Genomic DNA, 21,639 nt, shown 5'->3' on the forward strand with positions numbered 1-21,639 from the left:
ACATCCTCGAGATGATTCATCTCTCGAATTCCATCCTCAGTATCCGGTTGTCAAGGTTCCGCGGGAGCCTCTCCCGCCGCGCTGCCCTCGTGAGCGGCGCAAGGAAGTACTTTACAGGGTTTCGAAGTGTCCGTCAAGCGCTTCACAAAACCTCAACAATTTTGCTTTCTCGCTTGACAACCCCGAAGGTTCGCAAGGAACGCTGTCTTTCGTACCTCCGAAAAAGACAGCTTGCATATAATACAGCTCTTCCCCAATCGCGCAAGAGGGATTTTGAAATTTATTAAAACTTTTTGGCCACGTGCACAGCGCTCTCGCCCTTCATTCGAAGAAAGACCAGTATACTTAGGGAAAATCACTGAATCGAAGGAATAAAACATGGCAGCCGCTCACCGCAATCCGAACACATCTTCCCGCCCCTATTCCTATGGCTCACCGGCACAGGTCCAAGATGGCGGCGTCAAGGCTCCCTCTGTAAAGGCCCCTTTAGCTGCTGCCTCTTCGACCAGGCTCGAACTTCCCCTTGCGGCGAGCGAAGCGCTGCGCATCATCGAGAACGCCGGCGGCGAGGCCTGGTGCGTGGGGGGATTCGTGCGCGACGCCCTCCTGGGAAGGCCCGTCCACGACGTCGACATCGCCACGAGCCTTCCCTGGCAGCGCGTAAGGGACGCCTTCGAAGGCGCCGGCTGGGGCACGGCAGAGACCGGTGTCGCCCACGGGACCATTACGGTTGTGCGCAAAGGCGAGCCGCTTGAAATTACTACGTATCGCACTGATGGCTCCTACAGCGACGGGCGCCACCCCGATTCCGTCGCCTTCGCTTCTTCTATTGAAGAGGACCTGAAGCGCCGCGACTTCACTATTAATGCGCTGGCCTATCACCCGAAGCGCGGCATTATCGACCCCTTCGACGGTCTGAGTGATATGCGTCGGGGCATCTTGCGCTGCGTGGGCGACCCCCTGACGCGGTTCTCCGAAGATGCGCTGCGCATTCTGCGGGCCTGCCGCTTCGCCTCGCAGCTTGGCGTTGCCATCGACGAGGCGACCTTCGAGGCCATGGTCGCGTCGAAGAGCCTGCTGCGCAAGGTATCCGGTGAGCGCATCTACCGCGAGCTAGAGCGCTTCGTCTGCGGTGACCACGTCCACGATGCCCTTATGACGTGCGTCGATGTGCTGGCTTTCGTGCTGCCGGAGCTAGTCGCTATGAAGGACTGCGCCCAAGTGACGAAGTACCATATATATGATGTGCTCGAGCATACCGCCTGGGTCGTCCAGCGCACGCCCCCCGAGCCGCTGCAGCGCTGGAGCGCGTTGTTCCACGACATGGGCAAGCCGGCAGCGGCCTTCTTCGAGGGCGAGGTGGAGCACTTCTACGGCCATGCCGCCGTCAGCGTCGAGCTTGCGGGCGGCATCATGCACCGTCTCCCCTTCCCCGCGTGGCTGCGCCGCGACGTGCCCGTGCTCGTGCGCGCCCACGACGATGTGGTGCCCGCCAACACGCGAGCGGTGCGCCGCATGCTCGGCCGACTCGGCGGGCGCACCGACCTGTTCGAGGCGCTCTGCGACATCAAGCGCGCCGACGCCCTGGCCCAGGCGCCGTTTTGCGCGCCTCGCGCCAATACGGCCGAGGAGCTGCGGGCCCTCATGCGCCAGATTCTGGAGGAAGAGGCGGCGTTCTCGGTGAAGCACCTTGCCGTGAACGGGCGCGATGTCATGGCGCTTGGCGTGGAGGCGGGACCCGAAGTGGGACGCATCCTGGACGCGGCCCTGGACGCCGTCATCGACGAGCGCGTCCCCAACGAGCGCGAGGCGCTGCTGACCTTCGTGTCCTCAGAGCTTTACGACTAACTCGCACGGCGGGCCAAGCCGCGCGCCCGCTTTCGCCTAGGCGAGCAGATCGGCTATAAGGCGCACGGCAAACAGGGCGATGACAACGAGCATGAGGGGGCGCAACACCGCAGCTCCCTTTTTGTCGAAGAGGCTCGAGCCGATCCAGTTGCCCACGATGTTGAAGGCTCCGGCAGCCAGGCCGAGCGGAATGAGCACGGCCCCGTTGACGAGGAACACCGCAAGCGCCGCTACGTTAGTCGCCAGATTGACGGCCTTCGTGGTGCCAGCAGCCTCCCGCATGGACTGATGGGCCACCATCGTCAGCAAGAGCATGAGGATGGTTCCCGTGCCGGGCCCGTAAAACCCGTCGTAGACACCCACGGCCAAGGCGATGAGCCCCGTGAGAGCCAGGGCGCGATGGCGCGGCAGCGGGCGCTCGGCGAACTTGTTCAGATCCCGCACGCGAAAGACCAGCACGGCCACAAAGGGAAGAGAGACGAGCATGAACACCATGAGCGCGAAGCTGTCGGCCACCAGCGCCAGATTGGCACCGAGCGCCGAGCCCGCAAGGCCGCACGCGACACCCGCCGCGACGAACATCGGAGCCATATAGCCAAAGAGCGCATAGCGAACCGTGGCGATGGTCGTGCCCATCGTAGAGGAGAGCTTGTTCGTGGCGATAGCCGCATGGGGCGGCAGGCCCGCGAAGAAATACGCCGGCAGCGAGATGAGCCCTCCCCCGCCGGCCACGGCGTCCACCAAACCGGCCAGAAGAGCCAGCGGGCACACGATCAGGTATTCCACAAACGCCCCTTCCGCCTCCGAACACAAAACGAGCCGCCCTCTGGGCGGCCCGGAAAGTTCATGGTAGCTCCGACCGGATTCGAACCGGCGACCTCCGCCTTGAGAGGGCGGCGTCCTAAACCGCTAGACGACGGAGCCACGTTGTGCGCTTCATAAAGCCGGGAGGGGTTTAGCCTCCCGGCCCGATTTCCCTGGTAGCTCCGACCGGATTCGAACCGGCGACCTCCGCCTTGAGAGGGCGGCGTCCTAAACCGCTAGACGACGGAGCCACGTTGTGCGCTTCATAAAGCCGGGAGGGGTTTAGCCTCCCGGCCCGATTTCCCTGGTAGCTCCGACCGGATTCGAACCGGCGACCTCCGCCTTGAGAGGGCGGCGTCCTAAACCGCTAGACGACGGAGCCACGTAATGCGTTCTGCGAAAAAATGGCTGGGGTGGAAGGAGTCGAACCCTCACATACGGCACCAGAAACCGCTGTCCTGCCATTAGACGACACCCCAACGACACTTCTTCGCGAAACCGCAAAAGCGGTAAGCGCAAGTGAGTATGTTACGGAAGCGACCCCGCCCCGTCAAGTCCCAATTTCGGGAATTATGAAAAATGCGGGGAATGGCACTGGCACTGGCGGGCCCGGGGCCGACGGGCTTAATGCGCCAGAAGCGGGCCCTCCCCCGCGTCCTCGGGCGTGTACCATTCACAGGGGTCGGGCGCCGCCAGACCGCGCACGCCCTCGATGATGATCTCCACACCGTGCGCGAAGGCCTCATCGGTATAGGCCCGGTCCACAATACTCCGCCAGAACGGAGCCTCGGGCGCCTCGGTGTTTTCGCTGGCGTTCCCTCGCTCGCGTCGCGCCTTCTCCTTGCGCACGGCAACCGCATTGCCCGTGAAACCCGTCAGATAGGCGTCAACCATGGCCCACGCCCAAGAAAGCACGTCCTCCGGCATCCCCTGGTTAAGGTGGAGGCGAATGATCTTATCCGTATGGGAAGCCAAGCCCTCGTCGCCGCTGCCGGGTTCAACTTCTATAGAAGAAATCTCCGGGTGCGCCACGCCCTCGCGATAGATGGACGTCATAGTGCGGCGCAGCGTATCGTCCCAGCGCTCCCCGGGCACCGGATCGGTATCCATCGTAGCCATAAAACGCTCGAGCACGGCGGCAAGCACTTCTCCGCGCGACGAGAAATGGCTGTAGACCGCCATAGCCGACACGCCGAGCTCTTTCCCGAGCGAGCGCATGGTAAACGACCGAAGCCCTTCTCGCTCTATAAGAACGGTGGCAGCGCACACGATGCTTTCTCGAGACAGCGCAGGACGTGCCTCTTCGCTTGCGGATTGGCTCACGGCCCACCTCCCTCTCTCATCGAATGCAACCTTGCCCAGTATACCCAGTATAGTAAAAGCGGCGCGCCCCTTACGGACGCGCCGCCTTATCGCCACTTGAAAAGCAAAGGACCCTTACGCAGCGCTCGAGAGCGCGGCGCCCGGTCCCGTCTCGGGGTTGTGGGGCCAGGTATGGCAGTTATCGCACTGGTTGTCGGTGACTTCCTTGTCGCGAGCATGGCAGTTCACGCAGGAGTTGTACCCGCCGTGAATGGAGTTGTGCGGATTGCTCATGCCGTAGTCGGCCGTCGTGGAGGCCAGGGCCTCGTAAGAGCCGCCGTGGCAGGACAGGCACTGCTCGTCGGACTGATACATGCCAGCCTCAGCCGCTGCATCCACCTGCTCCTCGGTAGAGGCCCCGGCGGCCTCGTTGGCATCGGAAGCCGGCTGCTGCGGCGCACAGGCGGCAAGGCCGAGACACAGGGCCATCGTCGCGGCCGCCGTCATCGCAAGGCGCAGGCCGCCCGCCAGCTTGTCGGTTCTTCTCATGGTCTACTCCCCCTTCAAGGCATGCTCGGCGGCCACAAAGCCGAAGGTGACCGCACGGCCGATGGACGTTCCCGGAATATGGCGCGGGTAGTTGCCCGCGAAGAAGTTGCCCGAAGCGTTGCCCGTGGCGTACAGGTTGCCGATGGGCTTGTTGTTCACGTCGAGCACCTGGGCGTTCTCGTCGATAGTGAGGCCGCCCACCGTGGCGAGCACGCAGCTGTTGGTGGTCAGTGCGAAGTAGCGCTTTCCCGTGAACGGCATGGTGGTGGACAAGTCGCGGTCGAAGTCCTCATCGACGCCCGCCGCAAAGAAGCCGTTGTAGCGGGCGATGGCGTCAGCCAGGCCTTGCGGATCGACACCGCAGGCTTCGGCGAGCTCTTCGGGCGTGGCACCTTCGAAGAGCCAGCCCTTGCCCTTGAACTCCTCAATAGCCGCGTCGTCCATGCCCTCCATCATGTTCTCGTCGAAGATCTCCCAACAGTTTGCACCGTAATCGGGCTGGGCGTTCTGGGCATTCGACACGCTCTGGAAGGGCAGATCCTCGCGCACGAAGCGATGCCCGTCGCCGTTCACGAGGATGGCGAAGTAGATGGCGTTCCACGTGCGGGCATCGTAGAAGGAGTCGGGGTTGCCCCAGCGGAAGTTCATGACCGGCTGCGGGCAGGGGTCCATCTGAGCGCCGATCTGGATGCCCATGAGATGCCCGTCGCCCGTGGTGCCCCAACCGGGGTTCCACCAGCTGGACGAGGCGTAGTCCTCGGGGCGCGTCCAAGCCTGCATGAGCTCGGGGTTCGCGTCATAGCCGCCCGTGGCAAGGATAACGCCCTTGCTCGCGTTCAGCTGCACATAGGTGCCGTCGGGGTTCTTGGCGATGACCGCCGTCACCGGGCCGTCGCCCTCGCGCACGAGCTGCACGCCCGGGGTTTCGAAGCGGATGTCGAGGTTGTCGTAGCCCTGGGCCACTTCCTGCATCTCCAGGCAGACGTACATGCCCGAGTAACCCGAGCGCACCCCGGCGTCGGGCGGCAGGCAGGGGCTGTCGTAGAAGCCGAGCTCGGTGGGGATGAGGTCGGTCAGGCACGGCATGCCGCAGGTGGAAGGAACCTCGGGCACCGGCGTGATGAGAAAGCCGTTGGGGCCCTTGTCCAGCATGGCCTGCCAGAAGTCGGTGGCCTCACCGGAGCGGCGCACGTAGGTGCGGGCCGGCTCGGGACGCGTGCGCCAGTAGGCGCTGCGGTAGATCTCGTCGAGCAGCAGCTGGGGCTTGATGTCGAGGTCTTTCTGACACGCGGCGTTCACGGCGCCGAAGCACTCGAAGCAGCCGCGGCCGCGGGTCATCTTCTCGATGCAAACCACGTCGGCGCCTTCCTCGGCCGCTTTGAGGCTTGCCGTGAGACCGCCGATACCGGCGCCGACAACGACGATGTCGTGGTCTTCCGTCGCGGAAATCTTATCGGCCGGAATCGCTTCGGCCTCGAAGGCGATGGGGCCGCGGGGGCCGGGGCAAGCTGCCTTCTGCACCGGAATCCAGGCCGTCTCGTTGGCCAGCTTCGCGATGGCCGGCACCGCGCCTTCAGCCTCATCGGCCACGGCCACCGGCACGTGCGCGCCTCCGGCCAGGGCGAGGGCCCCTGCTGCCGCGCCCGCAACACCGGCGCCGCGCAGGAAGTCGCGACGCGATACGTTCGTTCCCTCCATTGTTCCTCCTTCGCATCGGCCCGTCTTGCGGGCCTCTCCTTGTTTCATGCAGCAAAGCGCTACACGGGCTTTACATCGTAAAGTTCGATGCAGGAGGAATCATAACCACTTTACTTTACATTGTAAAGTGTCAAAAGCGAGTTTTCTTTTACGGAGGATGAGGCGCTAACGACAAAGCCCCGCCAGCACACTGGGCACCGGCGGGGCTTGAGCGAAGCGCTTTATGCGAAGTATTAGCAGGGAACCGGGCCGTACTGCCACATGTGGTTGAGAGGACCGGAGCCGCGACCGAGGTTCAGACCGGCGGCGAGGGCGCCGGCAACGTAGGCCTTGGCCTCGCGCACGGCCACATCGACGGCGAAGCCCTGCGCCAGCCGGCAAGCGATGGCCGAAGAGAGCGAGCATCCCGTGCCGTGGGTATTCTCGTTGGCAATACGGGGCCCCCGCAGCCACACGCGCTCGCCGTGGGCCAAACGCAGATAGTCATCGGCAGCATCGGGGTCGCCCACGCCGTGGCCTCCCTTGATCATGATGGCGGGAATGCCGAAGTCGCCAGAACCCGCGCCGCCCTCTCCCGCCGCCTTGCAGCGCTCGGCGATGAGGTCAGCAGCCCTCGCGACATCATCCGGCGCGGTGATGCCCATACCCGCGAGCACCTCCGCCTCGGGAATGTTCGGCGTAATGACGCTCGCCAGCGGGAAGAGCCTCTCCACCAGCGCATTCACGGCAGCATCGGCAATGAGGGCCGAGCCGGACGTGGCCACCATAACCGGGTCCACAACGATGTTCTCAGCCCTATGACGCACAAGTCCCTCGGCGATGGCCGCGACAATCTCGGGTGACGACACCATGCCCACCTTCACAGCGTCGGGGCGAATATCTTCGAACACGGCATCGATCTGCTGGCCCACAAAGGCCGGGTCCACATCCAGCACGCCGGTCACCCCCATGGTGTTCTGGGCCGTGAGCGCCGTGATGACGCTCTCCCCGAACAGCTGATGGGCAATGATGGTCTTCAAATCGGCCTGGATGCCCGCTCCCCCGCTGGAGTCGGACCCGGCAATGGTGAGAACCGCTTTCATGGCGTTCCTTTCTCCGCACATACGAGTGCGCCTATCATCTCATAAAAAGGAGGCGACCTCGCACGGTCGCCTCCTTCCGATGGTCAATCGTCACGCGTAGGCTAGCCTTCGATGAGCCTCACGGCCTCGTCGGTGTCGATGATCTTGGCGGCGTAGCAGGTGCGCATGTAGTCGAGGCCTTCCTCCTGGTCTCCCACGAGGAAGGTGGCCGTGGCGTCGCCCACCACGATGATGTTGAAGTTGTTGAAGTAGGCATCGGCCACGGTGTGCTTCACGCAGATGTTGGTGTCCATGCCGCAGCAGATGAGGGTGTCGACGCCCAGCTCGTTCAACAGCAGAAGAAGCCCCGTCTGGAAAAAGCCGCTGTAGCGGCGCTTCTCCACCACGTAGTCGGTGGGTTGGGGGCTCAAAAGCGGTGAGGTCTGCGCCTCGAGGGTGCCGGCGATGCCGTGGGTGCCCCACAGCGCCAACTCGCGGTCGATGCCGGGGATGTGCGCGTCGTTGGTGAAGATGACGGGCATGCCCGCCTTGCGGGCGGCCTCGGTGAGCTTGGCCGTCTGCAGGATGGAGGGCAGAAGCACCGGCTCCAGCGGCGTGCCGGTTGGGTCGCCCAGCTCGTCGATGACGAGGAGCGCGCATCTCAAGCGGTCGACGGCGGAAAGGTCCACCAGATCGTTGTTGTTCTCATCTCCCAGCATGGAAGTCCTTCCTTTCTTGGCGATCCTTCGGCTCTGGCGCTACGTACCTCCGCTTGGGATGACACGAGGCGAGAGCTGCGGCGCTCTTCGGAGTATCGCGCTAAAGCGTTTCGTCGATGATACGGGAAAGCTCGCGGGTGGCAGCCTCAATATCGTCGGCGGCGAAGATGGCCGACACGACGGCGGCGCCATCCACGTCAAGCTCGGCCAGAAGCGGCATCGTCTCCGCGCTCACGCCGCCGATGGCCACGATGGGAATATCCACCGCGGCGGCGATGGCGCGAAACTCATCGGGAGTGAGCACGCCGGCCTCGGGCTTGGTGGCCGTGCCACGCACCCCGCCCACGCCCAGGTAGTCGGCCCCGGCCGCCTCGGCGGCGCGGGCCTGCTCCACCGTTTGGGTGCTCACGCCCACGATGGCATCGGGGCCAAGCAGCGCGCGGGCGCGTTCGCAGGCCATATCGTCCTGGCCCACGTGCACGCCATCAGCGCCAACGGCCAGGGCGCACTCCACGTCATCGTTGACCACGAAGGGCACGCCGGCCGCCCGGCAGAGCGCCAGCAACTCGGCGGCCTCGGCACGCAGCTCGTCCGCGCTCGCGTGCTTGTCGCGCAGTTGCACGAAGGTCGCTCCTCCGGCGAGCGCCGTCTCCACGCATTCCGCCAACGTCCGCTCCCCTAGCCACGCATTGTCCGTAACCGCGTAGAGCTTGAGCGCCTCGCGAATTGCCTCAGGCGACCAAACGGGCTTCTCGTGTTCCATATTGCAACCTTTCTCGATTCCGGAGGCCTGCGTACGGGGCTTCGAATCGCTTCAGACGATTTTTCTGTCCCTGATTTTCAAAAAAACCGGGTTTGTTAGACATTACCTTGCCAGATTGCTCAGCTTGGGGCAAAAACGCACCGCAAAAGGCCTGGTCAATCCACCGCCGCTGACGCACGGCGCGGCACTTTCGACATCCAATGTCTAACAAACCCGTGAAATTTGCAAATTTCACGGGAAAACTTTTCTCGCGCCTAGTGCGCGTCCAAGTCGACCGTGAGTCCCTCCATGATGTCGTTCACCGTCTTCATGGCGCACATCTTGCCGCACATGGTGCAGGTGCCCTCGGTGGAAGGCGGGGCGCTCTCGAAAACGGCACGGGCGCGGTCGGGATCGAGCGCCAGGCCGAACATCTCTTCCCAGGCCACACGGCGGCGCGCGTCGCTCATGCGGTTGTCGCGGTCGCGGGCACCGGGCACTCCCTTGGCGATATCGGCCGCATGAGCCGCGATTTTAGTGGCCACGAGTCCCTCGCGCACATCGTTGGCGTCGGGCAGACGCAGATGCTCGGCCGGTGTCACATAGCAGAGGAAATCGGCGCCCGACATAGCCGCCACCGCGCCGCCGATGGCCGCGGTGATATGGTCGTAGCCGGGCGCGATATCGGTGACGAGCGGCCCCAGCACGTAGAAGGGCGCCTCGTGGCACAGCCGCTTCTGCAGCTTCATGTTGGCAGCGATCTCGTCGAGGGCCATGTGCCCGGGACCTTCCACCATCACCTGCACGCCAGCATCCCAGGCGCGGCGGGTGAGCTTGCCGATTTCGATGAGCTCGGCGATTTGGGCCGCATCCGTGGCGTCGTAACCGCTGCCCGGGCGCATGGCATCGCCCAGCGAGATGCACACGTCGTGCTCGTGCAAGATGGCCAGCACCTCGTCGTAGTACTCGTAGAAGGGGTTCTCGCGGCCCGTGGCCTCCATCCAGGCGAAAATGAGAGAGCCGCCGCGGGATACGATGTTGGTGAGGCGCCCCGTTTCCTTGAACGACTCGATGACCCGCCGGTTCATGCCCGCATGAATGGTGACGAAGTCCACGCCGTCCTCGGCATGGGCGCGCACTACTTCCAGAAAGTCCTCGGGAGTGATGGCGATGAGCGCCTTTTCCAGATATCCGATGGCATCGTACATGGGCACGGTGCCGATCATGGCCGGCGACTTCTCGATAAGCCGACGACGAAACGCGCGGGTCTTGCCGGAGTTCGAGAGGTCCATGATGGCGTCGGCGCCCAGCTCCAGGGCCACATCCACCTTCTCCCACTCCAAAGCCTCGTCGGCCAAATCCCCGGAGATGCCGAGGTTCACGTTCACCTTGGTGGAAAGCGGCACGCCGTCAAGGGTTTCGCCCACGCCTTCGGGCGCGAGGCTCTCGTGATGGATGTTCGCCGGAATGGCGATGCGCCCCGCAGCGACGGCGACGCGAATGACGTCGGGGTCGCGCCCCTCAGCGGCGGCCACGGCCTCCATCTGGGGCGTGACGATGCCCGCGCGGGCGAAATCGATCTGCGTGACGAGCCCGGCAGCATCGGCCAGGGCGGCGGAAGCGCACGCCATCTCGGATGCGGCGATACGTTCGACCATGGAAACTCCCTTCGTTGGCATTACCCATATCAGGTTCGTCGGGTCGGAGCAATGCGGTGCTCCCTCTCAGCCTGCCCGGCCGCCGTACGGCTGCAAGCTCCCCAGCTATGAGGTTGTGAAAACAGTATAGGGAAGACGGGACGCGCGGCGGGCGGCGCGGGCGCGGGCGGGCGCCCTACAGGGGCAGGAACACCGCCAGCGTGCCGCTTTCTGCGGCGATGCGGGCAGGGGCGGCGGCGAACTCGTTGGAAAGGCCCCAGCTGGTGCGGTTCGTGAGGGTGACGTGGTCGAGGGAGTACTTCAGGCCCTCTTCCACCACGCCCGTGCTGGCGTCGCTGAGCGAGAAGACGGATACGAGGGCACCAGGCTCGCCTTCCACGCACAGCTCTGTGGGACCGACGAGAAACGCGATTTGGGAATCGGCGCCCACGGCCCGCACTTCAAGACCGCGCTCGGCGAAAGAGGCGAGCAGCTGAAGGTTTGCCAGCGTATGGTCGAGCCGGCCGCCGAGCGCACCGTACACTTCTACCGCATCGGCGCCGCAGGCCAGGGCCTCCTCCAGCGCCAGCTCCATATCCGAGGCGTCCTTTTCGGGCGGGAAGTCCTTCACGGGCACGCCTTCGGGCACATAGCCCAGCGAATCAAAATCGCCCAGGGCGAGATCGGGTACGCAGCCTGCGGCCTCGAGGGACGCATAGCCGCCGTCGACGGCGATCACCGCATCGAAGGCGCCGGCAGCGCAGCGCAAGACGAAATGGTCGATGTTTAAATCGGAGGCTCCCACCAACGCTATCGTTTTCATTGCTACCTCCAGGTATTCCCTTCGTTACCGCTGAGATCCTTCGACTCCACGCTGCGCGCTCCGCTCAGGATGACACCGCAAACATGCTTCCCGCTTTGGCAAGTTCTGCTACAATACCACAGGCGAGCGGGCCAGACGGTCGCGTATCCCATCGAGGGTGCGAGGAAAGTCCGGGCTCCCCAGGGCAAGATGCCAGCTAACGGCTGGGCGGGGCGACCCGACGGATCAGTGCCACAGAAAAGAAAACTCCCCTGCGCGAAACGTGCCGTACGAGCGGCACGCACGAAACAGGAGAAAAGCTGAAACGGTGCGGTAAGAGCGCACCAGCGCGCTGGCAACAGCGCGGCTTGGTAAACCCCATCTGGAGCAAGCGCAAATAGGAGCGCCCTACGGTTGCCCGCCGTGCGCTCGGGTTGCGTGCTAGAGGCGCGAGGCGACTCGCGCTCGAGATAAATGGCCGTCCTAAGACAGAACCCGGCTTACAGGCCCGCTCGCCTTTCTTCCACAAAATAAAAGAACGACGCACTGGTCGTTCGTAAAGTCAGCGAGAGGCTCTGGCACGTTTCAGATTCGCCCGCCTTTGCACCAAGTTGGCTTCGGCCAACGCCGAGTGCAAAACAAGGGTGAATATGAAATGCGCCAGAGCCTCGCAGCGTCGAGTAGTCCGTAGGGCCGTCAGGCCGCACGGAACAATTTAGTCGATCTCTTCGAACTCGAAGTCGTCGGCGTCGCCGAAGCCGGAGAGGTCCTTCTCGTAGGCCGAGGCAACCGGTGTGGCGGCGGCCACAGCCATGCCGGTCGCGGCAGCCGGGGCAGCGGGAGCGGCCGGCGTCACGTAGGCCGAGGGGGCCACGTACTCGTCGATCTCGAAGTTGCCGGTAAGTCCGGGCACCACATCGTACTCGCCATCGAAGGCGTTGGCGGCAGCCGGCACGTTGGCGCCGATGTCGGCCAGCTTGCGGGAGGCATCGGAGATGATGTCCTTCAGCAGGTCGGCGTACTCCTCGCGGGCGTCCTCGCGGTCGTCCTGCAGCTTGCGGATGGCATCGATCACGTCCTGGCGGTCGGTGTTGGCGCGGTCGATGATGCGCTGGGCCTCGTCGCGCGCATCCTGGATGGTCTCCGTGGCGTTCGCGTTGGCCTTGGCGAGAATCTCATCGGCGGAACGCTGGGCGATGATGAGGGCCTGGGCAATGGCATTGTCGTCGGCGCGCTTGTCGGAAAGCTGGCGTTCCAGATCGGCGATGATGGCGTCCTTCTGGGCGAGCTGAGCATCCCACTCGGCGTTGTCGACCGGGGCGACAGCCACCTCGGAGATGGCCACCGTGGAAGCAGCCGGGGCGTCGAAGCCGCTGAAGCGGTCGGCCTCCAGCTGGTCCTGCAACGAGGCGATGGTGTCGTTCAGGATGTCGATCTCATCGGCGACATGCTCCAGGAACACGTCCACTTCATCCACATCGTAGCCCTTGCGGTCGATGGAGAAGCTCTGATTGTGGATGTCGGAAGCGGTGATTGCCATGTAGGTACCTCAGTTTCTTACGATGTTACGTTGCTGTAGCGTCGGAATGCCGGCCTTCTGAACCTAGAAGATCATTACCAGCAAACGTACCCCGAATTGTAATACAAGCAGAGCAATGATGGGAGTCACGTCCACCATTCCTCCAAGGGGCGGAACTAATTTTCTGAACAAGTTCAGATACGGGTCGCAGAGCTTGCCCAGAGCGCGGTAGATATCGCCGATAACGCCGCTTTGGGTGTTGGGCAGCCAAGACATCATCACGTAGATGAAAATGATCATGGAGTAGGCGTCGGCCAGTCTCACGAGAAGGTAGGTCAGCATAACTTGAAGGCTCCTTTGCCCTGAGAATCGTTGAAGAGGCCTATGCGATGCCCTGCGTGCGCAAATACGAGCGCTCGGCCTCGGACAGCTCGTCGATGCGCGTAAGGGCGAACACCTTGTTGCCCACGCACTCCACGTTGGCATCCAGCGCGCTGGCAACCCCGAAGGAGAAGTCCAGGATGCGCTTGGCCAGCGCGTCGGGGGTGGCCGCGAGGTTCAGCACCACGGCGTTGCCGAGCTTCAGGGCCGTTGAGACCGCCTCGGCATCGTTGTAGACAGAAGGGGCGATGACCTTCAGCGTGCGAGAAGGAGTAAAGCGCGAAGAGGAGGCGCTCGTCGCCCGCGACGAGGACACGCGATCGTCGGCAGGGGGCGTGGTGGGCTCGAAGAGAGAGTTCAGGCCCTCGGAGCGCGCATGGTGCACCGCCGAGGCGGCAGCGGACGCGGCGGCCGTGCCCTCGGGGGTCATCTGCGGCGGCAGCGAGGAGTCGACCATAGTGCGAAACGAATTGGAGCCGCCGCGACGCGGAGATGCCGCCTCGTCCTCGGGCAGCGTGGGCACCGCCGTGCGGGCGCGCACATCGTCGATGGAGACGAGGCGCGGCATGGAGGAGCGGCCGCGGGGGCGCCCGCCGGGCTCGCGCGTGGTCACCGAGTCGTAGCGATCGTAGGCAGAGCCGGCAGCGCGGCCGTAGGACTCGTCGTAGCCGTACTCGCCGTAGTCGTCGCCCTCGTCGTACTCTTCGTAGTCCTCGTAGAACTCCTCGTAATCGTCCTTACGGCCAAATCCCAGTTTCGACTTGATATCGCCGAACATGCTCTTGCCGTCCATGGGGCCTCCTGCTTCGTGTGGGCGCTGCCGCCCGTCGTACTTCTAAGGTCTCAGGGGCACTGGTGCCCCGCAAAGTGTTCCGCTCATCATAGCAGGTTGAGCGCTATTCCTGATAAGATTCACTAAAGATGGCCCGACCGACGCGCACAATGGTCGCCCCCAAGGGAATGGCCTCGCGCCAATCGTCGCTCATGCCCATGGAAAGCTCGGTAAACGCGACGGCTTCCGCCTCGGGAAGCTCGGCGCGAATCTCGTCGGCCAGAGCAGCCAGACCCGCGAAGGCGGACCGCGCGGCAGCCCTATCGCCCGCAGGAGCCATGGTCATCAGGCCGCGCACCCGCACATGGGGCAGCGCGGCGCAGGCCTTCACCAGCGCGGCGGCGTCGGCGGGAGCGACGCCGCTTTTCGACTCCTCCCCCGACACGTTCACCTCGATGAGCACGTCCTGCACCTTGCCAAGCTCGGCGGCGGCGCGCTCGATTTTCTCCGCATGGCGAAGCTGGTAGAGCGAATGGATGAGCGACGAGGCGGCCACGATTTCGGGAATGCGGCGCGACTGAATGTTGCCGATGAAGTGCCAGCGGGCCTCGGGAAACGCTTGGGACTTCGGCACGATCTGGTCGGGACGGTTCTCGCCGAAGTCGCGCGTGCCGCCCTCCAGGGCCGCGGCCACGCCATCGGGCCCCACTGTCTTCGACACGGCCACCAAAAGCACGTCTTCGGGCGCCCGTCCAGCCGTAACGGTCACCTCGGCCACTTCGGCAGCCACCTTCTGATAACGCTCGGCAATACCCATGATCTATTCCTTTCGGCCGGCGAAGGCGCCGTGGCGTCCGCAGCGGCCTCCGCTCTTTCGATATGAGAAGTAGAGGTCGTCGCAACAGGCGGTGCACTCCCCCGATGAGGCGATGCGCTCTGCCGCCACGCCCGCCTCCGCAAGGCTGGCGCGCACAGCAGCCTCCAAATCGAGACGATCCTCGCCGACGGCGCAGCACGCACCGAAGCGGTCGGCGAATCGTCCGACGAGCTCGCTTCCGCACTCGTAGCACTCCGCGCCGATGTGCGGACCGACGTAAGCGTTGTAGGCCGACGGGTCTGCCGCGACCCCGCGCTCGGCGTCGAGGGCCGCAAGCGCCTCCACCGCCTTGGCCGGAATGCCCGCCAGGGCTCCGCGCCAGCCCGCGTGGGCCACCATGAAGGCGCCGGTCGGCGAGACGACGATGACGGGGGTGCAATCGGCGAAGCACAGCAGAGCCGTCACGTTCGGCACCGCCACGGCCGCGCCGTCGGCCCCCTCCTCGGCGGCCTCAACAACATCGACCCAAGGTTCGCGGGCGGAATCGGACAGCGCGAGCACCACGTCACCGTGCACCTGGTTGAGCATCAGCAGCTCGGTTCCCGCAAGCCCCGCCGCGTCAAGCAGGCGCAGGCGGTTGTCGCGCACCGCGGACAGGTCGTCGCCCACGTGGCTTCCGAGGTTGAGCGAATCGTAGGGCGCCGCGCTCACGCCGCCCGCACGCCGGGTGAAGCCCATGCGCACGCCGGTCGCGCGAAAGAGCGGCTCATCAGTCAAAAAGGACAGGCCCGCTAAAGTGCGGGCCTGCAGCGTTGGTTCGGGAAGTGCCATAAGGCCTCTGTTCGCCTCTCTTCTAGCGGGCGCGCTTCAAAAAGTCGGGGATGTAGTCCTCGTCAGTGAAGCGGCTGGCCGGTGCCGGGGCCGAGAAGGTGACCGGGGCCTGCTGGACCGGCTGGGGCGCCGGAGCCTCGGTGGAGGCGAACAGGTCCTTGCGGGAGGAGAAATCCATGGAGGACTGGGAGGCGCCCACCTTGAAGCCCGTGGCGATAACGGTGATGCGCACAGCGTCCTTCAGCTCCTCGTCGATGATCTGGCCGTAGATGATGTTGGCGTTCTCGTCGGCGCAGGCCTCGACGGTGCGGGCCGCCTCGGAAACCTCGGTAAGAGTGAGGTCGGGGCCGCCGGCGATGGAGAACAGCACGCGGGAAGCGCCGGCGATGGAGGACTCGAGCAGGCTCGAAGACGTGGCCTGCTGGGCAGCATCGAGGGCACGATTCTCGCCCGTGGAGATGCCGATGCCCATCATGGCAGTGCCGGCATCCTTCATGACCGTGCGGATGTCCGCGAAGTCGAGGTTGATGAGGCCGGGGATAGTGATGAGGTCGGTAACGCCCTGAATGCCCTGGCGCAGGGTGTCGTCGCAGATGCGGAAGGCATCGATCATGGATGTCTTCTTGTCGACGATCTCGAGCAGACGGTCGTTGGGGATGACGATGAGGGTGTCGACCTTCTGGGAGAGCAAATCGATGCCCTGGTCGGCCTGGTTGCGACGGAGGCGTCCCTCGAAGGAGAAGGGCTTGGTGACGACGCCCACGGTAAGGGCGCCAATCTCCTCGCGAGCAATCTCGGCCACGATGGGGGCCGCGCCCGTGCCGGTGCCGCCGCCCTCTCCGGCGGTGACGAAGACCATGTCGGCCTCGGCCAGCGCCTCGCGAATCTCCGCGCGGCTCTCTTCGGCGGCCTGGCAGCCCACCTGGGGGTTGGCGCCAGCGCCCAGGCCACGGGTCAGCTCTTCGCCGATGTGGATGGTCTTGTCGGCATCGGACATGAGAAGAGCCTGGCGATCGGTGTTCACGGCGATGAACTCCACGCCGCGCACGCCAGCCTCGACCATGCGGTTCACGGCGTTGGTGCCGCCGCCGCCTACGCCGACGACCTTGATGACGGCCAAATGTTCAGTGCCTGCAATGTTCGGCATTTCGTCCTCCACACCTGCTGCGTTTTACTGCTGCGTTTATCTCGTTTCTCGCGCGTCGCTCAAGCGGCGCGCCCTTCCTTCCGCCTGATTGGCGGCATTTATGCAGGACATTGTACACGATGGGTATTCGTTTGCAACGGAAATCCCCGCTAAAGGGCCCCCCGCATACACGAATACGACATTAACGGCAGAAAAACAAAGGCCGTCCCGTCGGGCCGCCTCTCACGCACGCTTTTCGATGCCAAATTGTCTAGATGCCCCAAGCGGGAAACGTAAGGCAACTCTCGTCCAAGGCACCCAAGCGCTCGGCAAGGCAAACGAGCATCCCCACTCCAAGGTCAAGCGGGGACCTCGCCAGTACCGAGAACGCCGCGATATCTCTGCGCTGGGGGTTGGCGCTCCTCTTTATCTCGATGGGATAAAGCGCTCCATCCCGCTCGATGACCGCATCTATCTCCTTGGCGTCTCGATCGCGATAGAACCACAGCTGCGCCACGTCACCGCTGTTAGCAAAGGTCTTCGTAATTTCGCTCACTACATAATTCTCGAAAATCTGGCCGGACAGGGCGCCTGCCGCCAGAGTCTCTGGAGAGCTCCAGCGACCGAGCCAGGCGGCAAGGCCCGTGTCATTGAAGTAAAGCTTCGGGGTTTTGACGGCGCGCTTCATTGCGTTGTTCGAATAGGGCTGCAGCAAAAACACGATGTCGCACTTCTGCAAGATGCCGAGCCACTCCTGAGCCTTGGCGCGTGGAATGCCCACATCCCGCGCCATAGACTCGATGTTGAGAAGCTGCCCAACCTGGGCGGCCGCAGCGGCCATGAACCGCGAGAAGTCGACAGCGCTGGCAGCCCCGTCCAACTCGCGGACGTCGCGCTCGATGTAGGTCTGCATATAGCTGCGATAGAAGTGGTCCACGTTCGGCGTGCGGCCGTTGGCCACGGCCGGCATCCAGCCTCGGAAGATGCGCTCGTACACCTGGGGAAGCGCCGCTGGCTCTTGCTCGGCGAGCCGCTCCTTGAGCTCGGGTATGGCAATGTCCAGCGGGCGCAAGGGGCCGGACCCGTACAGCTCGTGCTGGGAGAGAGGCAGCATGTGCAGAATGCCCACGCGCCCGGCGAGCGACTCTCCCGCAAGCTTCATGAGCGGGAACGGCTGCGATCCCGTCAGCCAGAAGCTGCCGCTGGCGTCAGGATGCGAGTCGGCATATATTTTCAAGTAGGGAAAGAGCTGAGGGGCGTACTGAACCTCGTCGATGATGAGGGGCGGCTCGTGAAGCTGAAGGAACATCTGGGGATCATCCTGCGCGAGGGCACGCTCCTGCAGGTCGTCGAGCGTCACCGTCGCACGGCCGTCCTTCGCCAGATGGGCGAGCATCGTCGACTTGCCGCACTGACGCATGCCCGTGAGAAGCACAAGGGGAAACTCCGACGCATAAGAGAGAAACTCCCCCTCGATATCGCGCTTGATATATTCCACAGGTGCTCCTTCCTGGTGTTTCGGCTAATTTTATCACAAATTTAAAATTAGCCGAAACGGCACTTTGACGCGCACGGCCTTACGACGCTCATGCGACTCTTCAGGCGCGCTGATACGGGATGCGTCGCAACCGCCGCCTCTCCCGCAAGCCATTGGGCAGGCAGGGCGAACGGGCCCCCTACACCGCGCGCCAGGTGGGGCGGGAGGGGACGCGCACGTTGATGTAGGAGACCTTGCCGGGGTTGTCGGCCATGATCTGCAGGCAGATGCGCTCCTTGTCGCGGATGTTGTCGGCCGTGCCGAAGGCGATCTCGATACCATTGTCCAGCGTCAGGCAGGTAGAGGCGGCGTCGGTGGCCGTCACCGTCTTTACCTGCTCGGCCAAGTCGGTGGACAGACCGCTCAAAATGGCCAGGGCGTTGTTCACGTTGCCGTCGGCGCAGTAGGTGCCCACTTCGGGAGTAAGACCGAAGGGCACGCCGGTGATGTGCAGCACGCGCTCGGCATCCTCGTAGATCTGCGGCGAGATGGAAGCGCCCAGCTCCGAATCGCGAGCCGGAATCTCCATGAGCCACATGCCATCGGAGGCGATGGCCCACTGCTGAGTGATCTTCGCATTATCGGCGGCCACTTCCACAATGGCGGCAATCTGCCGCTCGACGACGTTGATCTCCAAGGTATCGGGGAAGATGCGGTTCACGGTAACATCAGCCACCCAGGCATCGCGGTCGACGCTGCTGGCGATGGAGGCCGTGTCCACATTGAGCAGCGTGGTGCCCTGGGGCACGGCGGCGAGAACTGCCATCTCGTCGTTGGTAAGGTGAGCGGCTCCGTTGACCTTCACGCCGGTAATAGCGAAGGCCCCGCTGAAATACAGACCCGCATAGGTGATGCTCAGTACAAAGGCGAGCGCGATGGCGGCGATGAAGACCTTGAACGCGGCGGACTTCTTCGGCTTGGCGATGAAGCGAGCCGCCGGCGCGCTGCGGCCGGTGCGCGCCTGGGGCAAATCCCCCAAACGCACCGAGGTGGTCACGGGACGGGCGGCGGGAGTGCGGCCCGAGGCGGGACGGACGGGAGCCGAGGCGGCTCGCCGGGCCGGAGCGCCCGCCCGCGACGACGCACCGCGGGCAGAGCCGGACCGGGACGAAGCGCCGCGCGGCACGTTCACGTTGCGACCGTTTGCGCGCCTAGCCACGGTCGCCGTCCTCGAACCCCACGAGGCGCACCTCGGGGGTAAGCTCGATACCCGTCGCCTCCAAAACGCGCTCGCGCACCAGGGCCATGAGCGCGCGCACATCGGCAGCGGTGGCACCGCCGCGATTCACGATGAAGTTGCCGTGCAGCTCCGAGATGCGCGCGCCGCCCACCTCGGCGCCCTTGCACCCCGCCTGCTCGATGAGCTGGCCGGCCGAGGCGCCCTCGGGGTTCTTGAACACGCTGCCGCAGGTGGGCTCGGAAAGCGGCTGGCAGGCCTTGCGGCGGGCGAGGTTTCCCTCCATCTTGTCGCGCACCTGATACGGGTCGGCCACGCCAGCGGCCAGCTCGCATTCCACGATAACCTCATCGGGCGCAAACGAGCTCGTCCGGTAGCCCCATTCGATATCGCCCCCATGGCGGCGCGCCAACCCGCGCCCGGGGCGGAAGGTGGTGACGGAAATGACCCGCTCCCCTATCCACTCATCGCGCGTGCCGGCGTTCATGCGCAGAGCACCGCCCACAGTACCCGGCGTGCCCACGGCGAATTCGAAGCCCCCGACCATGCGCTTGAAGGCCTCCTGCACCACCGAGGAAAGCGTGGCGCCGGCGCCCACGGTGAAGCGCCCCTCGTCGTAGCGCAGCGTGCGGAAATCGCGACCGAGCGCGATGGCCACGCCGGAGAAGCCCTCGTCGGAAACGAGCACGTTGGACCCGCGGCCGAGCACCACCCAGGGCGTGCCCTCGGCCTCGCAGACCTCGATAAGCCCCGTGAGCGCGCCCACGGAGTTCGCACGCACGAAGAAGCGCGCCGGGCCCCCGATGCGGTAGGTGGTGTGACGGCTCAAAGGCTCGCGGGCATACACGTCGCCATCGAAGCGATCGTCCACGAGCAGCGACTGTACCGGTGAAGCGTGACGGGCCATGGGTCTCCCTAGCGGCCCAGCTCGTCCACGAGCTGGGGAGCGATGGCCGTCACGTCGCCGGCGCCCATGGTAATGACCAAGTCTCCCGGCGCGGCGAGCTCCATCATAAAGGGCACGGTATCGATGCGGCGCGGCACGAAGGTGGCGTTGGGATGCCCGTGCTCGATAATCACGTTCAGGAAGGTCTTGCCGTTCACGCCGGGCACGGGCGCCTCGCCGGCAGAGTACACGTCCATGAAGGTGACGGTGTCGGCCTCGTCGAAGGCGGCGCCGAACTCATCGCGCATGACGTCGGTGAACAGGGCGACGCGAGAATAGCGGTGCGGCTGGAACAGCACGTGCACGCGGTTGAAGTCAAGCGCCTTGGCGGCCTTGATGGTCGCGGCGATTTCCGTGGGATGGTGGGCGTAGTCGTCCACAACGGTGACGCCCGCAGCCTCGCCGATCAGGTCGAAGCGACGACGCACGCCGGCGAACTCCTGCAGCTTCTCGGCAGCGAGCTCCACATCAAGGCCCAACAGCGAGATGAGGGCGAGCACCGCCGCGCCGTTGGAGACGTTGTGCAGACCCGGGTTCTGCTTGATGCGGCTGGCCACCACGCGTCCATCGGGCAAGCGCAGAGTAAAGCGGGTGCCCACGCCCTGGGCCTCGGTGGCGAGGATGCGCGCATCGCAGCCCTCGGCAAAGCCGTAGGTGGTCACCGTGCGTCCCGTGCTTCGGGCCACTTCCACAAGCTTTTCGTCATCGCCGCAGACCACGATAGGGCCGCCCTTGCGCACGCCGGAGAGGAACTCGGCGAACTGGGCGTAAATCTCCTCGAGACCGTCGTAATGGTCGAGGTGGTCGGCCTCGATGTTGGTGACGATGGCCGCCGCCGGAGAGAGATAGGTGAAGGACTTGTCGGACTCGTCGGCCTCGACCACATAGTAGCCGCCGGTGCCCGAGTGGGCGTTGGTGCCAAAGGCGCGCACGATGCCGCCGATAAGGAAGGTGGGATCGTAACCCATGGCATCAAGCGTGCTGGCAAGCATGGACGAGGTCGTCGTCTTCCCATGGGTCCCCGCCACGGCGAGCGTGTCCAGATCGCGCCCGAGGCGGGCGAGCATCTGGGCGCGGTGCACGATGGGAAGATCGCGGCGCTTGGCCTCGATGAGCTCGGGGTTGTTCTCCAGAATGGCCGTGGAGACGACCACCGTGGTGTCGCCCTCGGGAATGTTTTCGCCATCCTGGCCGATGAAGATGGAAAGCCCCGCATCGCGCAGCTGCTTGGTATAGCGGCTCTCTTTGATATCCGAGCCGGAAACCTTCATGCCCTGGTCGTGGGCAACTCGGGCGATGCCGCTCATGCCAACGCCGCCGACGCCAATAAAGTGAAGCTGCTCCTGTTCGCTGGCCATGTCGCCCTCGCCT

General features: G+C 64.5%; 20 protein-coding genes, 4 tRNA genes, 1 other RNA gene and 1 riboswitch. Of the genes, 2 read left to right on the forward strand and 23 right to left on the reverse strand.

The window, feature by feature from the left end:
- Nucleotides 1-378 precede the first annotated feature (378 nt).
- Nucleotides 379-1,848: a CCA tRNA nucleotidyltransferase gene (locus VJ923_RS00005; RefSeq protein ID WP_326437245.1), complete on the forward strand. Its 1,470-nt coding sequence runs from the start codon at nucleotides 379-381 to the stop codon at nucleotides 1,846-1,848.
- A gap of 36 nt (nucleotides 1,849-1,884) precedes the next feature.
- On the opposite strand, the gene VJ923_RS00010 is transcribed toward VJ923_RS00005, so the two are convergent.
- From VJ923_RS00010 to VJ923_RS00070, 13 genes are all read right to left on the reverse strand, one after another.
- A complete protein-coding gene (locus VJ923_RS00010; protein WP_326437247.1) occupies nucleotides 1,885-2,634 on the reverse strand; it encodes a sulfite exporter TauE/SafE family protein in 750 nt (249 codons plus the stop codon).
- A gap of 61 nt (nucleotides 2,635-2,695) precedes the next feature.
- Nucleotides 2,696-2,772: transfer RNA gene (locus tag VJ923_RS00015), tRNA-Glu, on the reverse strand.
- Between the two features lie 54 nt (nucleotides 2,773-2,826).
- Nucleotides 2,827-2,903: transfer RNA gene (locus VJ923_RS00020), tRNA-Glu, on the reverse strand.
- Nucleotides 2,904-2,957: 54 nt separating this feature from the next.
- Nucleotides 2,958-3,034, reverse strand: a tRNA-Glu gene (locus VJ923_RS00025).
- Between the two features lie 23 nt (nucleotides 3,035-3,057).
- Nucleotides 3,058-3,131 (reverse strand) — tRNA-Gln (locus VJ923_RS00030).
- A 145-nt stretch (nucleotides 3,132-3,276) separates the two neighbouring features.
- Nucleotides 3,277-3,975: a TetR/AcrR family transcriptional regulator gene (locus VJ923_RS00035; RefSeq protein ID WP_326437249.1), complete on the reverse strand. Its 699-nt coding sequence runs from the start codon at nucleotides 3,973-3,975 to the stop codon at nucleotides 3,277-3,279.
- A gap of 114 nt (nucleotides 3,976-4,089) precedes the next feature.
- Nucleotides 4,090-4,503, reverse strand: coding sequence for a cytochrome c3 family protein (locus VJ923_RS00040; protein ID WP_326437251.1), 414 nt, complete (start codon nucleotides 4,501-4,503; stop codon nucleotides 4,090-4,092).
- A 3-nt stretch (nucleotides 4,504-4,506) separates the two neighbouring features.
- Nucleotides 4,507-6,201 (reverse strand): FAD-dependent oxidoreductase, encoded by a 1,695-nt coding sequence (locus tag VJ923_RS00045; protein WP_326437253.1) that lies wholly within the window; start codon nucleotides 6,199-6,201, stop codon nucleotides 4,507-4,509.
- A 233-nt stretch (nucleotides 6,202-6,434) separates the two neighbouring features.
- On the reverse strand, nucleotides 6,435-7,283 hold the full coding sequence (gene thiD, locus VJ923_RS00050; protein WP_326437255.1) for a bifunctional hydroxymethylpyrimidine kinase/phosphomethylpyrimidine kinase: 849 nt from the start codon (nucleotides 7,281-7,283) through the stop codon (nucleotides 6,435-6,437).
- A 101-nt stretch (nucleotides 7,284-7,384) separates the two neighbouring features.
- On the reverse strand, nucleotides 7,385-7,981 hold the full coding sequence (locus VJ923_RS00055) for a cysteine hydrolase family protein (protein WP_326437257.1): 597 nt from the start codon (nucleotides 7,979-7,981) through the stop codon (nucleotides 7,385-7,387).
- Between the two features lie 100 nt (nucleotides 7,982-8,081).
- The gene (gene thiE / locus VJ923_RS00060) at nucleotides 8,082-8,744 is read right to left on the reverse strand and encodes a thiamine phosphate synthase (RefSeq protein ID WP_326437259.1); all 663 of its coding nucleotides are present in this window, start codon (nucleotides 8,742-8,744) and stop codon (nucleotides 8,082-8,084) included.
- A gap of 254 nt (nucleotides 8,745-8,998) precedes the next feature.
- The gene (gene thiC, locus VJ923_RS00065; RefSeq protein WP_326437261.1) at nucleotides 8,999-10,381 is read right to left on the reverse strand and encodes a phosphomethylpyrimidine synthase ThiC; all 1,383 of its coding nucleotides are present in this window, start codon (nucleotides 10,379-10,381) and stop codon (nucleotides 8,999-9,001) included.
- Nucleotides 10,371-10,495, reverse strand: a riboswitch (TPP riboswitch). Its footprint overlaps the gene before it by 11 nt.
- A 61-nt stretch (nucleotides 10,496-10,556) precedes the next feature.
- The gene (locus tag VJ923_RS00070) at nucleotides 10,557-11,183 is read right to left on the reverse strand and encodes a thiamine diphosphokinase (protein WP_326437263.1); all 627 of its coding nucleotides are present in this window, start codon (nucleotides 11,181-11,183) and stop codon (nucleotides 10,557-10,559) included.
- A gap of 123 nt (nucleotides 11,184-11,306) precedes the next feature.
- Between VJ923_RS00070 and rnpB the strand changes: the two genes are divergently transcribed.
- Nucleotides 11,307-11,681, forward strand: an RNA gene (rnpB, locus tag VJ923_RS00075) — RNase P RNA component class A.
- A gap of 196 nt (nucleotides 11,682-11,877) precedes the next feature.
- On the opposite strand, the gene VJ923_RS00080 is transcribed toward rnpB, so the two are convergent.
- From VJ923_RS00080 to murC, 10 genes are all read right to left on the reverse strand, one after another.
- Nucleotides 11,878-12,702, reverse strand: a complete 825-nt coding sequence (locus VJ923_RS00080) for a DivIVA domain-containing protein (protein ID WP_326437265.1) — start codon at nucleotides 12,700-12,702, stop codon at nucleotides 11,878-11,880.
- 63 nt (nucleotides 12,703-12,765) lie between these two features.
- Nucleotides 12,766-13,023, reverse strand: a complete 258-nt coding sequence (locus VJ923_RS00085) for a YggT family protein (protein ID WP_326437267.1) — start codon at nucleotides 13,021-13,023, stop codon at nucleotides 12,766-12,768.
- Between the two features lie 40 nt (nucleotides 13,024-13,063).
- The gene (locus VJ923_RS00090; protein WP_326437269.1) at nucleotides 13,064-13,855 is read right to left on the reverse strand and encodes a cell division protein SepF; all 792 of its coding nucleotides are present in this window, start codon (nucleotides 13,853-13,855) and stop codon (nucleotides 13,064-13,066) included.
- 103 nt (nucleotides 13,856-13,958) lie between these two features.
- Entirely contained in the window at nucleotides 13,959-14,651 is a 693-nt protein-coding gene (locus VJ923_RS00095) for a YggS family pyridoxal phosphate-dependent enzyme (RefSeq protein WP_326437271.1), read from the reverse strand.
- A 3-nt stretch (nucleotides 14,652-14,654) separates the two neighbouring features.
- Complete coding sequence (locus tag VJ923_RS00100; RefSeq protein WP_326437273.1) at nucleotides 14,655-15,482, reverse strand: polyphenol oxidase family protein; 828 nt, start codon at nucleotides 15,480-15,482, stop codon at nucleotides 14,655-14,657.
- A 22-nt stretch (nucleotides 15,483-15,504) separates the two neighbouring features.
- Nucleotides 15,505-16,629, reverse strand: coding sequence for a cell division protein FtsZ (gene ftsZ, locus VJ923_RS00105; RefSeq protein WP_326437275.1), 1,125 nt, complete (start codon nucleotides 16,627-16,629; stop codon nucleotides 15,505-15,507).
- A gap of 250 nt (nucleotides 16,630-16,879) precedes the next feature.
- Complete coding sequence (locus VJ923_RS00110) at nucleotides 16,880-18,106, reverse strand: ATP-binding protein (RefSeq protein ID WP_326437277.1); 1,227 nt, start codon at nucleotides 18,104-18,106, stop codon at nucleotides 16,880-16,882.
- 178 nt (nucleotides 18,107-18,284) lie between these two features.
- Nucleotides 18,285-19,304 carry a cell division protein FtsQ/DivIB gene (locus tag VJ923_RS00115; RefSeq protein ID WP_326437278.1) on the reverse strand — a complete coding sequence of 340 codons (1,020 nt, stop codon included), beginning with the start codon at nucleotides 19,302-19,304 and terminating at the stop codon, nucleotides 18,285-18,287.
- The gene (gene murB, locus VJ923_RS00120) at nucleotides 19,297-20,229 is read right to left on the reverse strand and encodes a UDP-N-acetylmuramate dehydrogenase (RefSeq protein ID WP_326437280.1); all 933 of its coding nucleotides are present in this window, start codon (nucleotides 20,227-20,229) and stop codon (nucleotides 19,297-19,299) included. The genes VJ923_RS00115 and murB overlap by 8 nt, the downstream gene beginning before the upstream one ends.
- Before the next feature lie 8 nt (nucleotides 20,230-20,237).
- Nucleotides 20,238-21,626 (reverse strand): UDP-N-acetylmuramate--L-alanine ligase, encoded by a 1,389-nt coding sequence (gene murC / locus VJ923_RS00125; protein ID WP_326437282.1) that lies wholly within the window; start codon nucleotides 21,624-21,626, stop codon nucleotides 20,238-20,240.
- Nucleotides 21,627-21,639 lie beyond the last annotated feature (13 nt).

It is taken from the genome of Adlercreutzia shanghongiae (assembly GCF_035830635.1).
In the GTDB taxonomy this organism is placed as follows: Bacteria; Actinomycetota; Coriobacteriia; order Coriobacteriales; family Eggerthellaceae; genus Adlercreutzia; species Adlercreutzia shanghongiae.